This is a genomic window from Curtobacterium sp. MCPF17_031, assembly GCF_003234035.1.
Lineage (GTDB): Bacteria > Actinomycetota > Actinomycetes > Actinomycetales > Microbacteriaceae > Curtobacterium.
Genome location: NZ_QKSG01000013.1, coordinates 1 through 12,832, shown reverse-complemented (window position 1 = coordinate 12,832; position 12,832 = coordinate 1). Strand labels below are relative to the sequence as shown.

Sequence of the window (12,832 nt, the reverse complement as noted above, 5' to 3'; positions counted from 1 at the left end):
GCCGGTGCAGTAAACTCCGACCGGTGGAGACACGTCCGTACCGCTCCCGCCGTCGCGCGTCATCGGCTGCCGAGACGCGTCGCATCATCCTCGACGCAGCGCTCGCCGCGTACCGCGAACACGGCTACGCCCGCGCCACGATCGCGGGCATCGCGGCCCGCGCCGACGTGGCGGTGAACACCGTCTACACGAGCGTCGGTGGCAAGCCGCAACTGCTCGTCGCGCTCGTCCGGTCAGCCGCTGCCGAGGCGTTCGCGCGCGTCGACGAGGACGTGCCGACCGCCGTCGGATCAACGGCGGAGGAGGTGCTCGGCCGGATCAGCCGGGTGGTCGGTTCGCTGTACAGCGAGCACACCTGGCTCCTCGACCAGCTCTGGGGACATGCGCCGGCGGATCCCGCGATCGCCGGTGCCCTCCAGGAGGTCGAGGCGATCCACTCCGGCCACATGGCGCAGGTCGCGCGGCAGCTCGAGGTGCTCGGTCGGTTGCGTCCCGGGCTGGGGGTCGACGAGGCCACCGACGTCCTCTGGTTCTCCTTCGGCTTCCGCCAGTGGAAGACCCTCTGCGAGCGAGGGTGGGACGCCGACCGTGCCCGCTCGTGGCTCGACGAGCAGATCGCCGCGACTGTCCTCGCACCCGTGCCCGCGTCAGAGGGCTCGCCGGCGAGCGACTCCTCAGCACACCGCCGCTCCCACCGAACCTCCTCTGCCGGACCGGTGCAGTAGGGTTCGGCGGGTGGAGACACGTCCGTACCGGTCCCAGCGTCGGGCATCGTCCGCAGCCGAGACGCGTCGCATCGTCCTCGACGCGGCGCTCGCCGCCTACCAGGAACACGGCTACGTCCGCGCGACGATCGCAGGCATCGCTGCGCGTGCCGACGTCGCGGTCAACACGGTCTACACGAGCGTCGGCGGCAAGCCGCAACTGCTCATCGCCCTCGTCGAGTCGGCCGCCGCCGATGCCTTCCGCAGTGCGGCCGAGGGGGACGGCACCGAGGCGGCGACGGCGGAGGAGGTCGTCGCGGGGCTCGAGCGTCTGGTCGAGTCGCTCTTCATCGAGCACGCCTGGCTGCTGGGCGAGGTGTACAGCAACGTCGCGGCCGATCCGGTGATCCTGGAGTCGATCCGTCGGCTCGAGCAGCTGTACGAGGCGCGCGTGCGCGAGGCGGGCCGACGACTCGAAGCCCTGGGGTGCCTGCGTGCCGATGTCAGCGCCGAGGACGCCGCCGACGTCCTCTGGTTCTACCTCGGGTTCGGCCGCTGGAAGGTCCTGCGCGACCGCGGCTGGTCGGCGGACCGCGTGCGGTCCTGGCTCGGAGCGCAGCTGACCACCGCCCTCATCGCACCGAAGGCGACCTTGTAACTGTGGGGGTCCGTGAGCGCAACGCGGAGCACACGCGGTCGTGGATCGCGGACGCCGCGCTCGAGCTGTTCGAGGCGCATGGGTACGAGGCGACGACGCTCGACGAGTTGGCTCGGCGGGCGGGCGTGAGCGTATCGACACTGCACCGGTACTTCCCGACCAAGGACAGCCTCCTGGTCGACCATCCGATGATGGAGATCGGGACGCTCGCTCGGACGTTCCGGTCGAGGCCAACATCCGAATCCGTGGCAGAGTCGCTCGGCGCATCCGTTCGGGCGTTGCTGATCGGCGCTGACGAATCGCGCGACGTCGTGAGCCGGATCCGCGCGATCATCGATCAGGTCCCGGTCGCACGTGCCAGGATGTGGGACTCGGCCCACCGGGAGTCCGCGCTCCTCGCGGAGGCGGTACGTGAGCGACTCGCACCCGATCATCCCGACGAGGAGAGCCACCTCGCCGCGGAGTTCGCGTTCACCATCGTCGTCGCGGCATTGCAGCCCAGTGGTGGAGGCGAGGGCGGCGCAGTCGCCGCGGGCGATCGCATCCTGGCGTTGCTCGCCGACCCGGTCGTGCTCGGTCGGGTCATCCCGCGGTGAGGACGCGGCCCCCCACCCGATCGAGGTGAGGGGCCGGCGTTCGAAGGACCTCTCAGCGAACGTCTCAGTGCGCGGCTGCAGCAGCCTCAGCTCACCGCGGCGAGCAGGACCATGGGATCGCCCTCCATCCAGAGGCAGTCCATGACGAAGCGCGCGACGCGGGGGCCGTCCGGAGTGTTGCGGACGGTGAACGTCCACGTGTTGCCCATGAGCGCGCGCCGGGTCGCGGAAGCTTCCGGTCCGGCGCCCGGGAGGAAGTGCTGCGCGAGTGCGTAGGCCTCGATGCGGTAGCCGTCGCCCTGGGCACGGTAGGTGACGTTCGAGACCATGTGCATGGTGTCGAGCGGGCCGACGGCGCCGATCATGTTCGCGATGACGGTGTCCCGACCGGTGAGGACGGGGAACTCGAGGCCGATCTTCGTGGTCGCGGGGGTGAGGTCGACGACGACGTCCTCGGTCAGCAGACCCTGGAGCACCTCGGCAGCGGCCGTGTCGAGTGCGCGGGCCCAGGCGAGCGGGATCGGAGCGAGGGTGCGTTCGGTCTCGGCAGAGACCGCGGTCGTGATCGATTCGATGGTCATGGTGGTGTTCCTTGCTGTCAGGGGTCAGGGCCGCGGACGCGGTCGTTCGGTGCGGAAGACGTCGCGCGAGTCGACGGCCGTCTTGACGCGTCGGAGACGCGCCCAGTCGTCCGTCGAGAACGCGGCTTCGGGTCGGCCGTCCTCCGGAGCGAAGTTGAGGTAGCGCGTGCCGGTGCTCCACCCGGCCATCGCTTCGACGACGTGGTGGGTTTCGGCGATCCCCGTCGCGTCGTCGGGCATGCCGATCGACACCGCCCAGAGCACGTACGCAGCATCAGCGGTGGAGATCGTGCGCCCCGTCTGCGGTGTTCGGGCGAGGGCGCCACCGATGTGGCGGAGCTCGACGATGTGCAGGCCGGTACCCGATTCCGGTCCGACCTGCTCGAGGAGCGCCTGTTGCACGTCCGAGGTCAATCCGGTGAGCATCGACGTGTCCTCCGAGAACGGAGCGGGGTCGACCGGGTCGTTGTGGACGCGCTCGAACCCCTCGGACGGCGTCTCCTGCACGGTGTCCAGCAGGAGCGGTGCCGCGTTGCGGAGCGGCGCCAGCAGCAGGTCGATGTCCTCCGCCGACTTGATGAGTGCGACACGCACGTGCAGGACGAAACGTCCGGCGAGCATCTCCGGGATGCCAGGAACGGGCGGGAGACGCAGGAACGCGACGGACAGCGTCAACTCGTCGGGCGCGTCAGCGGTCACCCGCGCGAACGCGGCGAGCACCGCTTCAGCATGGGCGCCGTCGAAGAAGAGGCCGCCACCGACGAACCGACTGACGGGGAACAGTTCGATCTCCATCCCCGTGACGATCCCGATCGAGCTCCGGCCGCCGCGGATGGCCCAGAACAGCTCGCTGTTCTCGGAGGTGTCCGCGTGGAGGAGCGTGCCGTCGGCCGTGACCACGTCGAGCGCGATGACGTGATGTGCACCCCACCCGTACTTCCGGCCGAGGATCGGGCTGAGGCCGCCACCGAGCGTGAAGCCGACGACGCCGACGTGACCGGAGGACCCGTGGATCGGCGTCAGATGGTGCTGCGCAGTCTTCGGGACGACGTCGTTCCACCGGGCGCCGGCGCCGACGATCGCCCGTCGACCGGGTCCGTCGACCTCGACGTCGTTCATCCGACTCGTGTTGACGAGCAGGCCGTGCTCGAGCGGTGCTACTCCGTGGTGGCCGGTCGCGACGACGGCGATCGGGAGACCGTGGTCGTTCGCGAACGTGACAGCGAGCACGACGTCAGCCGCGCTCTCGGTGAGGACGACGAGATCGGGTCGTCGGTGGCTCGCCAGGTTGTACCCGGTGCACGCGGCGAGGTACTCCTCGTCGTCCGGGGTGAGGGCCGTTCCGTCGAGCATCGCGGTGAGCCGCAGGATGTCTTCAGATGAGAAGGGCGTCTCCGGGAGAACCGGGGGTGGTGATGTCGGGGTCATTGCGTGCCTCCTGGAAAGCGGGTCCCGCCGCGGTGACGACGGACGCCGACGGGCGGACTGGCCCGCGGTGTCGGCAGTCTCTGCCGTGCGGCGCAGGCCGCGCGTCGGTGGTTCCGCTGAGGACGGCGTGGTGTTCCCCGAGCGGAGCAGCGTGGAACGTGTCGATGAGTTCGAGCCCGATGTCCCTGGCCGCCCGGTGCGGCTGCGTCCTCGCGACATCCAGAGCGGTGGTCACGATCATCATCGCGCTGCCGGCTGCGATCGCCGCCGAGTACGGGAGCGGCGCGTTCCCGGTTTCCCGGCTGATCGCGCGGTCGCGGACGGCACGTGCGAGCATCTCGTTCTCACGCGAGAAGAAGTCGTGCACGCGTGCCTGCGCGGACGGCACCTGGTCGATGAGGGTACGGATCCGCCGGAGGAACAGCCGGTCGGAATCGGCCCGCCTGAGGAAGGCGAGCACGGCGTCCTCGAGAGCGGTGTCGAGGGAAGTGCCTGGCGCACTCGCACCGAACAGTGCTGACAGGCCACCGATGTAGAGCCGCGGGTGTCCGACGAGGATCCTGTCCTTCGCGGAGTAGTACCGGTGGACTGTCGACACGCTGACCCCGGAGTGGCGTGCGATGTCCTCGAGCGTGGTCCTGTCGTAGCCGTGTCGCTCGAACAGCTCCAGGCCGGACTCCGCGATGTCCATGCGGAGTCGGAGCGCGTTCCGGGCGCGGATTCCACGGACGGAGACGACCGGATCGTGCAACATGCTCGTGCTCCTCGTTCAGTCTGCTCGTGTCCTCATCCGTGAGGTGCATCGCGCAACGGTCACCGAGCGGCGGTCTCCGTGCCTCCGTGGGAACACCGGTCATCAGCAGATCGACCGTGTCCGACCCGCGGATCCCGGTGATCGTGCGGATGTTCGTGGTCGGGTTGCCTCCTCCCGTCGAAGTCGTGCTGGTGGACGTCGTCGGGATCGTCCCCGCCCCGGGTCGTGCGCTGTGAGAGCCGCGCGGCCCGGGTCGGGATCGCCGGCCGCGTAGCCGGCCGGCGGTCCCTCTTCCGTCGTCGAGACCCTTGCGGGCGGAGTGGCGCGTCAGCGGACCCGGTCCCACGTGAGGTCCTGGGCGGTCCCGGTGTGTTGCGTCCCGTCCTTCGTCGTCCAGGTCAACGTGATCGCGCCGAGGTCCGGCAGGGTCCGGAGGCCAGGCGAAGGCCACCACATGGACCACAGGCCGTCGTCCACGGACGTGGTCACCGCCGGGTGGCCCGGCATCTCGATGGTGAGCGAGGTGACGTCGGATCCTGCCTGTCCGTACCCGCTCATCGTCGCGTTGTCATCGTCCCCCTGACCACCGAACGTCTGCAGGTTCAGCGATTGCGGACGGAGCGTCTTGAGGGGCGAGGCAGCGTCGTCGATGCGTTCCGACGTCGCGATGCCGTTCGGGCCAGCAAGGCACCACACGCGCGGTGCACCGGCACCGCCAGAGGAGATCAGACTCGTCACTTCGCCCCGCTGTTCGACGTTCGTCACGGTGACGACGGCAGCTTCACGGGGTGTCAACTCATGCTCGGCGTACCCGCGCAAGCACTGGACGGCGAGGTCATGGACATCCGTGGTCGCCGGGGGTGTCGACGCGATCGGGGTCCATGAACTGACCTGTGCAGTGGTCAACGTCGCCGAGTTCGCAGAACCGCCGATGACGTGCACCAGGTGCGCGAGCGGCCCGGTCCCGATGAGACTCACACCGCCGACTGCGGCAGCCACGGTCAGCGCCCCGGCGAGCATCCACGGACGGGCACGATGCGTCCGACGCTTCGAGGGCGCCGGACGAGTGGTGGCCCAGTCCGGCGGTGTGGCACTGATCGCGCGAAGCAACGCATCGGCGCGGTCGGCCTCCTGAGGAGTCAGCGGGCGGGCGGGTTCTGCGTCGTGGCGCTGGAGGAGTTCGTGGACGTCAAACATGGGAGCTTCCGTTCGTCGTGCTGGGGATGCCGGGAGGAGCCACCAGGCTGTGGTCATCCGATGCGTCCGCATCGAAGGCGGAGAGGAACGTGCCAAGCCGCCGTCGGGCCCGTGAGGAGCGCATGGAGCAAGCGGCACGGGAGATGCCGAGGACCGCCGCCGATTCGGCGGCAGTCATCCCCTCCCACGCTTGGAGCGCGAGCACCTCACGGTCGAGGGCGTCGAGCTGGTGCCACGCATCGGCCAGGCGCCGACGTTCGCCGACGAGGGCTGCAGGGTCGCGGGAGGCGTCGGAGGCGGAGTCGCCGGCGATGCGGACGTGCAGCGCGCTTCGCCGCCCCTGGGCCCGGACGGCGTTGAGCATGGTGTTCCTGGCAGTCCGGTACAACCACGGCAGGGGAGCGACCGCCATCTCCTCCTGCTTGTGCCAGGCGGTGGTGAAGGTCTCGGCGACGATGTCGTCGACATCAGCCGTCGGCGCCCTGCGCGCGACGAAGCGGAGGACGGACGGGTAGTGCTCTCGGTAGATCGAGGTGAAGTCGTGGGCCACTGGTGGTCCTTTCGGTCGTTCACCTGTTTGTGTCCGGCGGACACCCGGATGCAACACCCGGAGCTGATCGGATTCCGGTTCCGCAGCAGAGATCAGCACTCCGTGGTCGCACTGATGCGTGCACCTCTCAGGACCGTCAGCCTCTGACGGTCCGTCCAAGTCCCTGCACCTCGACTCCCATCGGAGCTCACCATGCGCATCGCCTTCGCCGCGAACCCGCTTCCCGGTCACATCATCCCGATGATCCCGCTCATGCGCGCTGCCCTCGCCGCGGGTCATCACGTCGCCGTCATCACGGCCGCCGCAGCCAGCTCGTTCATCGCCGCGGAAGCGAGCCCGGACATCGATGTGCTCTCTGCGGGACTCCCGACGCTCGAGGCGATGCAGGTCATGCGTCGACAGACCGGGGTGAGCCCTGCGACCGAACCACGGCCGGACGTGATCGCGGAGTACTTCGCAGTCCGCCGGGTGGGCAACGACGCGGACGATGCGGTCCGCGTTGCGCGTGCGTGGCAGCCGGACGTGGTGGTCAGTGAGAGCTCCGACCACGTCGGCCCGTACGTCGCGGAGGCGTTGAGTGTGCCGTTCTTCCGGCACACGTACGGACCTGAACGGTCGGAGGCGGTGCGCATCGCGATGGCTGCGGCAGTGGATCGGGCATCACGTGACCGTGGTGTGGTGCTCCCTGCGGTGACCGCCTGGATCGACGCCTACCCGTCTTTCCTGGAGGACGCGGCGACGCAACGGCCTGGGCAGCGGATCTCGATGCGTCCGGAACCCCACCGTCGTCACCCGTCAGCCGCTGACGAGGTCGTCGACCTGCCGGAGGCCGCCGACGGGCGGCGGCGGGTCCTGGTGACCATGGGCACCGTGTTCACCGACCAGCACCTCCTCGACCGGGTGATCGCTTCCATCCGGGCGACCGACCTCGCCGCCGACCTGGTCGTCACTGCGGTGAACGGCGTCGGTGCGGTGATCGAACCGGGGTCGGCGGTGACCGTCCTCAACGTCCCGTTCCGAGCACTCACAGAGCTGCTCGACGCTGTCGACGCCGTCGTCACCGTCGGCGGTGCCGGGACGGTACTGGGGGCCTTGACGCTCGGTGTCCCGATGGTCGTGGTGCCGCAGGGCGCGGACCACGAGGTGAACGCCGCGCGCGCAGTCGCGGCCGGATCGGCGCTCGTCGAGCGCGACCCTGTGGCCATCGGCCCGGTGCTGCGCCGACTTCTCCAGGACGACCGGATGGCGCTGTCGGCCCGGTGGACCGCCGCACGCATCGGGGACCTGCCCCCCGTGACCGATGCGCTTGCACGCCTCGAGGCACTGTCGACGGACCTCGCTGGGGGAGCGGTACGAGCCGGCTGATGGATGGGTGGCTCCAGCAGCGAGAGGGGGAACGACCAGCAGGCCGCGCCCCCTCTCGCTGTTGCCCGCAGTCCGTCAGGCAGCGCGGCGCCCCGTCGCCACGACGAGCGGCACGGCGGTCAAGAGTGCGGCAGCGATGATCACCACCGCGAAGCCCGTGAGCGCGGTGGTGAGGCTGACCATCAGGGTCGCGACGCCGATGCCGACCACTGGAACGGTGAGGCCGATGTACCCGACGAGGAAGATCCCGGCGAGGACCTCGCCGCGGTGCTCGGGCGCGGCGAGTCCGCCGGCGGTAGCGAGTGCGGCCGTGAACAGCAGGCCGGCGCCAGCGCCGCTGACGATCCCGCCGACGAAGAACGACGCGAGGCCGCCGGACGTGACGACGACCACCGTGACCAGGGCGATCCCTACGGCCAGCAGTCCTGCACCGATGCCGATCTTCCGGCGGGGCGGGATCGCGCGCAACAGGATCTGCGCGACCGCTCCCGCTGTGAACGTGACGAACACGACCGATCCCGAAGCCGCGGGGGAGGTGATGTGCAGCTGTCCGGCGACGACGACCGGGACGAGGGAAGTGAAGAGTCCGAGGACCGCGAACGCGGCGAACGTGATCCCGCCCGCGAGGAGGAAGACTCCGCGCGCATCCGCCGGGACCCGGATCCGCTGCGGCCGGTACGGAGCGCGCACCTCCTGCGACGACGCAGTCTCGGGCACCAGAGTGATCCCCACGAGTGCGAGCACCATCAACACCAGGAACACCGCGAACGGAGTGACCGTCGGAGCCGGCGCCCACTGCGCCAGCACACCGGAGACCAAGGCACCGGCACCGAACCCGCCCAGATTCGCGGCACCCGAGACGATCTGTCCCCTGGCCGGGGTGGAGCCCGGACGGTGTCGTCGGTGGAGCTCCATGATGTGTGCGGTGATCGTCGCGGTGAGCATGCCGACCCCGAGGCCGGAGAGGACCCGCGCCACTATCAGCCCGGAGAGTGCTGGCCACACCAGGAACACCACTGCTGACACCAGCTCGACCACGACTCCAGCCCCCACCAGCGGACGCCGACCGACGGTGTCGCCGAGGTGCCCGACGAGGAAGAGACTGATGACGACACCGACGGCGTACGCGGCGAACGCGATCGTGATCGCGAAGGTCGAGAAGCCGTCACGCTGCTGGAGCAGCCCCCAGAGCGGTGTCGGGGCGGTGCTGTAGGCCATCACGACGAAGAACGTCGCCGCCGCGATCCAGAAGCCGGCGCCGTGACCGAACCCGCGTCCTCGGGGTGCGGCGGGCTGGGAAGCCCCATTCCTGATGTCCATCGTGTTCCTTCTCCACTGGTGGGCTGCTCTGAGCAGACGCGTTCAAGTGGACCGCGTCCGATCGATCGGGTGCAGCCGATCCCGGTCGCCCGCATCCTCCATCTGCGGACCAGGGGGCGCGCCCGTGAAGCCACTGAGATCAACGCCCTCGGTCCTCGGGCTCACCGTGCCGGTCGAGGACACGATCCGGTCACGACGCAGCGTCATGACCGGCTTATGCGATATAGATAGAGACAACGTCGGGCGCGAGCACCGCGCCCCGTGAGAGAGGACCGCCCTTGCACCACGAACCACGACGAACCGCCCGGACAGCCCACTGGTGGGTGGACCGTGCGGCCGACTTGTCGCCCGCCGAGGTCCGCGAGGACCGCCGCGAGCAGTGGCACGCCGATGTCTTCGGTGCGACCGAGGTCGGCGTCCCGCCTCGTGGCCTCGTGCTGGGGATGGTCCTGACCGCTGCCTTCCACCGCTCCGCACGCCCCCATCCAGGAGGATCCATGACCGCGCTCCACACGCCGCACGGCCGCGCTGCGCAACTGCTCATCACCGCTGCGGTGTTGTCCGTCGTCACCTCGTCCGTGCTGCAGCGGACCGTGTTCTTCGTCTGGACCAGCACGCAGCAGCAGCGCGTCGGCGGGGTCCTGCAGCTCGCACTCGGGGTCATCGTCCCGGTCAGCCTGGTGCTCGTCGCCCTGTCGCGGGTGGCGGTGGGGCGTCGTCGCTGGGCCGCCGCCGTGCTCGCCGTCGCCGGTTCCGGCTCGCTGCTGGTCGGCGCGGCATTGGGCGGCAGCGTGTGGGTCGTCTGCGCGGGTGTCGGGTTCGCCGGGCTGCTCGCGGCATGGTTCGTGGCGAACCGGGCCAGAACGCGCATCTGGTGGCTCGTTGCGGCCCCCGCCGTGGTGCTGATCGCGCTCGACGTGGCAGTGCGCGGAGCGCAAGCCGCGCTCGATGTGCCGACGCTGGCCCGGTCGGCCGTCTGGGAGACGGAGCGGATGCTCGCCTTCACCGTCCCGTTGGTGGTGACCGTCGTCGTCGCCCTGGCGCTGCCGTTCCTCGAGGGTCGCTCCGACGCACGGCGGGTGACCGCGTGATGGAGCCACTCACCCGCGTCACCGCGTCGACGATCGACGTGCTCTCCGCACTCCTCGACCACGACGGTCCGGTCTGGGGGCTGCTCGTGATCAAGTCGACCGAGCGGCCGGCCGGTACCGTCTACCCGATCCTGGAACGCCTGGAGAGTCGTGGATGGATCACGTCCACCTGGGAGGACGACACCGAACGGTCCGGACCGCGCCGGCGGCTCTACGAATTCACGCCTGATGGGCGCGCTGCCGCAAGCGAGGCTCGGGCCGTGTTCCGTCGACGGCAGGTGCCTGAGCGCCGCCCGAGCGGGCAGCCCGTGATCTCGTGACCATGGCGGAGGTCATCGTCGAGGTCGCCGCGTACCTCTCGCCCGCCTCCACCGCGCGCTCCCGCTCGCCGAGCACGTGCCGGTCGCGGCCCTGCCCGCCCATCGGGGAAGGAGCTCGTCGTGGGGCAGGTACGTGGGACCACCGATGACGGTTTCATGATCCGTCGTCAAGATCACAACCGTTCAGTCCGTACCGTCGCGGCTCGAACTCAATGATCGGAGAACGGCATGTACACAGTCATCGAGCAGTGGACGCCGAAGCAGGCGTTCCTTGATGCATCGATCGAGGAGCGCGGGGCGCTCTTCACGACCGTCGGCGCGACGTTGACGGAACTCGAAGAGATCGGAGTGCGCTGTCTTGGCGCGAGTGCCACACGGGCAGCGCCGTCAGCGACAGCGCACAACTGGTTCGCCGTCTGGGAGATGTCGGATGAGGCCTCGGTCAGCGCGTTCTTCGACGTCGTGAACGCCTCGGGCTGGTACGACTACTTCGACCAGGTGAACACCGTCGGCGAGTGCGTCCCCATTGCCGACGTTCTCGCGCAGCACATGGTCTTGCGCCCGTAGTCCGGCCGCGGTCGCAACGCTGCTGCACGACGCTCACCCAGTCGTCCCGCGCACCTGCAGCATCGTCGAAGGCCCTCAGGTCCAGCCTGAGGGCCTTCGTTCTCTCCCGATCCGAGCGTCGAACGTTCGGGTGAACGCGACGACCAGCTCGATGTCGTGCTCTCCCGCAGGGGTCGGTCATGCTGCGTGGACGTGCTCGATGGGCTCCGCCTCGAGCCAGATCCTGTTGAACCCGACGGGCGGTGGAACCACGCCCAGAGTCGTCATCACCGGCGCCCTGCTGGACCGCCACCCGCGGAGTTGTCGGTGGCCTCGGCCGTTGCCGAACGGCTGCCGGTCGAGGTGTCCCCGGGGGCGGAGCCGGACCTGCCCGCTTGGGAGGCTGAGGTGCATCCAGCGAGCAGTACCGCGACGGCGAGCACGACCGGGATGCCCGCGACGCGTCGCAGGGAGCGCGGACGGAGCAGGGTCTGGTTGCGGTTGCTGGTCATGGTGGACGACCGTACGAGCTTCGTGGTCGCGGAGGGGTGCTCTGGTGGAGCATCTCTCCGCGCAGCGCCTCGGCCTACCGTCGGACACGGTCGCGCAGGTGGCGGCCGGCGAGGAAGGGAACAGCACCATGCCCATCCGTGACGCGGCACGGCAGGAGGTGGTGACGGTCCTCTCCGGCAGCCCGTCCGACCTCGCCACGACGGGCCCCGAGTTCATCGAGCTCTCCCAGGACTTCGCCTTCGACGAGGTACTCCGCCACACCTCGCTGTCCCGCGCGGACCGGTTGACGATGCAGCTCGCCGTCGGACGGGCGACGCAGAGCGAGATCGCTCCCGCCGATGCCGTCCACGTCCAGGAGTTCCTGTCCGGCAACTGCTTCGGTGACTACTACACCCGCACCGGACTGGACGTGCAGCGCCGCGAGCTCCTGACGTTCGCGGTCCTCGTCGGCCTCGGCGGTGCCGATGCCCAGGTCGCCGGACACGTCGCGATGAACCGCAACGTCGGCAACACCCGGCAGGACCTGCTCGACGTGCTCACCGTCCTCGTGCCGTACGTCGGCTACCCGCACCCGCAACGGCCTCGCCGCCGTCAACGACGGCGCTCCCGCCGACAACGGAAAGGAACAGGCATGAACATCGAACCCCACACCCCGACCCAGAAGAACCCGCCGGAGCAGTTCGCGGGCGACGTCTGGGTGGACATGATCGTCGCCCCGCACGAGGCGGGCCAGCACGCCACCGCGGCGCTCGTCCGGTTCGCGCCCGGCGCCCGCACCGCGTGGCACTCCCACGAGAAGGGTCAGTACCTGCACGTCACCGCCGGCATCGCTCGGTTCGGGACGCGCGACGGCGAGATCATCGAGGTCCACGCCGGGCAGACCCTGTACACGGCCCCGGGCGAGGAGCACTTCCACTCGGCCCCCGAGGACGGCTTCATGGAGCACATCGCGTTCCTCGAACTCGGTGAGGACCCGAGCGTCGCGACGACGTGGAAGGAACACGTCACCGACGACGAGCTCGCCGGTCGCTGATCGCGACGCGGGAAGGTCGCCGAACGGACGGACCGACGGACGGACAGACGGGAGGCGCGGTGCCAGTGAACTGGTCCCTGTTTGTTGGACTGTGAATTCAGGTTATGCCGCGAGGGCATGGGCTCGGTATTGGACCGGGCTCATGCCCTCGAGGCGTTCCTGGATGCGGGTGGTGT

The 12,832-nt window shown here is 69.6% G+C and carries 16 protein-coding genes and 1 pseudogene; 9 read left to right on the top strand and 8 right to left on the bottom strand.

All coding sequences use genetic code 11. From position 1 onward, the window contains the following. The first annotated feature begins 23 nt into the window (after positions 1 to 23). The 3 genes from DEJ31_RS17465 to DEJ31_RS15640 are packed head-to-tail and all read left to right on the top strand — an operon-like array spanning position 24 to position 1,958. Entirely contained in the window at positions 24 to 725 is a 702-nt protein-coding gene (locus tag DEJ31_RS17465; protein ID WP_220034526.1) for a TetR/AcrR family transcriptional regulator, read from the top strand. 10 nt (positions 726 to 735) lie between these two features. Continuing rightward, positions 736 to 1,362, top strand: a complete 627-nt coding sequence (locus DEJ31_RS17460; RefSeq protein WP_220033196.1) for a TetR/AcrR family transcriptional regulator — start codon at positions 736 to 738, stop codon at positions 1,360 to 1,362. A gap of 2 nt (positions 1,363 to 1,364) precedes the next feature. After that, positions 1,365 to 1,958 (top strand): TetR/AcrR family transcriptional regulator, encoded by a 594-nt coding sequence (locus DEJ31_RS15640; RefSeq protein WP_181421582.1) that lies wholly within the window; start codon positions 1,365 to 1,367, stop codon positions 1,956 to 1,958. Positions 1,959 to 2,044: 86 nt separating this feature from the next. Here DEJ31_RS15640 and DEJ31_RS15635 read toward each other — a convergent pair whose 3' ends face one another. From DEJ31_RS15635 to DEJ31_RS15615, 5 genes are all read right to left on the bottom strand, one after another. Further along, complete coding sequence (locus DEJ31_RS15635) at positions 2,045 to 2,539, bottom strand: nuclear transport factor 2 family protein (protein ID WP_110903912.1); 495 nt, start codon at positions 2,537 to 2,539, stop codon at positions 2,045 to 2,047. Between the two features lie 24 nt (positions 2,540 to 2,563). Beyond that, positions 2,564 to 3,892, bottom strand: coding sequence for an FAD-binding oxidoreductase (locus DEJ31_RS15630; protein WP_181433549.1), 1,329 nt, complete (start codon positions 3,890 to 3,892; stop codon positions 2,564 to 2,566). A gap of 22 nt (positions 3,893 to 3,914) precedes the next feature. Then, positions 3,915 to 4,721: a TetR/AcrR family transcriptional regulator gene (locus DEJ31_RS15625; protein ID WP_111122318.1), complete on the bottom strand. Its 807-nt coding sequence runs from the start codon at positions 4,719 to 4,721 to the stop codon at positions 3,915 to 3,917. A gap of 327 nt (positions 4,722 to 5,048) precedes the next feature. Then, positions 5,049 to 5,918 carry a hypothetical protein gene (locus DEJ31_RS15620; RefSeq protein WP_146236739.1) on the bottom strand — a complete coding sequence of 290 codons (870 nt, stop codon included), beginning with the start codon at positions 5,916 to 5,918 and terminating at the stop codon, positions 5,049 to 5,051. Continuing rightward, on the bottom strand, positions 5,911 to 6,468 hold the full coding sequence (locus tag DEJ31_RS15615) for an RNA polymerase sigma factor (protein ID WP_220034881.1): 558 nt from the start codon (positions 6,466 to 6,468) through the stop codon (positions 5,911 to 5,913). Before DEJ31_RS15615 ends, DEJ31_RS15620 begins: the two co-directional genes overlap by 8 nt. A gap of 192 nt (positions 6,469 to 6,660) precedes the next feature. On the opposite strand from DEJ31_RS15615, the gene DEJ31_RS15610 reads away from it, so the two are divergent. Beyond that, positions 6,661 to 7,833 carry a glycosyltransferase gene (locus DEJ31_RS15610; protein WP_220034525.1) on the top strand — a complete coding sequence of 391 codons (1,173 nt, stop codon included), beginning with the start codon at positions 6,661 to 6,663 and terminating at the stop codon, positions 7,831 to 7,833. A gap of 75 nt (positions 7,834 to 7,908) precedes the next feature. On the opposite strand, the gene DEJ31_RS15605 is transcribed toward DEJ31_RS15610, so the two are convergent. Continuing rightward, entirely contained in the window at positions 7,909 to 9,153 is a 1,245-nt protein-coding gene (locus DEJ31_RS15605; RefSeq protein WP_110903906.1) for an MFS transporter, read from the bottom strand. A gap of 497 nt (positions 9,154 to 9,650) precedes the next feature. On the opposite strand from DEJ31_RS15605, the gene DEJ31_RS15600 reads away from it, so the two are divergent. The 3 genes from DEJ31_RS15600 to DEJ31_RS15590 all read left to right on the top strand — a co-directional run bounded on the left by DEJ31_RS15600 (position 9,651) and on the right by DEJ31_RS15590 (position 11,131). Next, positions 9,651 to 10,244: a hypothetical protein gene (locus DEJ31_RS15600; protein WP_146243182.1), complete on the top strand. Its 594-nt coding sequence runs from the start codon at positions 9,651 to 9,653 to the stop codon at positions 10,242 to 10,244. Further along, complete coding sequence (locus tag DEJ31_RS15595; protein ID WP_110903904.1) at positions 10,244 to 10,564, top strand: PadR family transcriptional regulator; 321 nt, start codon at positions 10,244 to 10,246, stop codon at positions 10,562 to 10,564. Before DEJ31_RS15600 ends, DEJ31_RS15595 begins: the two co-directional genes overlap by 1 nt. A 228-nt stretch (positions 10,565 to 10,792) precedes the next feature. Beyond that, positions 10,793 to 11,131: a DUF6616 family protein gene (locus DEJ31_RS15590; protein WP_110903903.1), complete on the top strand. Its 339-nt coding sequence runs from the start codon at positions 10,793 to 10,795 to the stop codon at positions 11,129 to 11,131. Positions 11,132 to 11,397: 266 nt separating this feature from the next. On the opposite strand, the gene DEJ31_RS15585 is transcribed toward DEJ31_RS15590, so the two are convergent. Next, complete coding sequence (locus tag DEJ31_RS15585) at positions 11,398 to 11,622, bottom strand: hypothetical protein (RefSeq protein ID WP_110903902.1); 225 nt, start codon at positions 11,620 to 11,622, stop codon at positions 11,398 to 11,400. A gap of 128 nt (positions 11,623 to 11,750) precedes the next feature. Here DEJ31_RS15585 and DEJ31_RS17740 point away from each other — a divergent pair. Both DEJ31_RS17740 and DEJ31_RS17655 read left to right on the top strand, forming a co-directional pair. Beyond that, positions 11,751 to 12,131: pseudogene (locus DEJ31_RS17740) on the top strand (carboxymuconolactone decarboxylase family protein); the annotation flags it as partial. Between the two features lie 123 nt (positions 12,132 to 12,254). Further along, a complete protein-coding gene (locus tag DEJ31_RS17655; RefSeq protein WP_111044455.1) occupies positions 12,255 to 12,656 on the top strand; it encodes a cupin domain-containing protein in 402 nt (133 codons plus the stop codon). A 102-nt stretch (positions 12,657 to 12,758) separates the two neighbouring features. On the opposite strand, the gene DEJ31_RS17800 is transcribed toward DEJ31_RS17655, so the two are convergent. Beyond that, on the bottom strand, positions 12,759 to 12,832 hold a 74-nt coding region (locus DEJ31_RS17800; protein WP_375537617.1), incomplete at its 5' end, for an IS3 family transposase.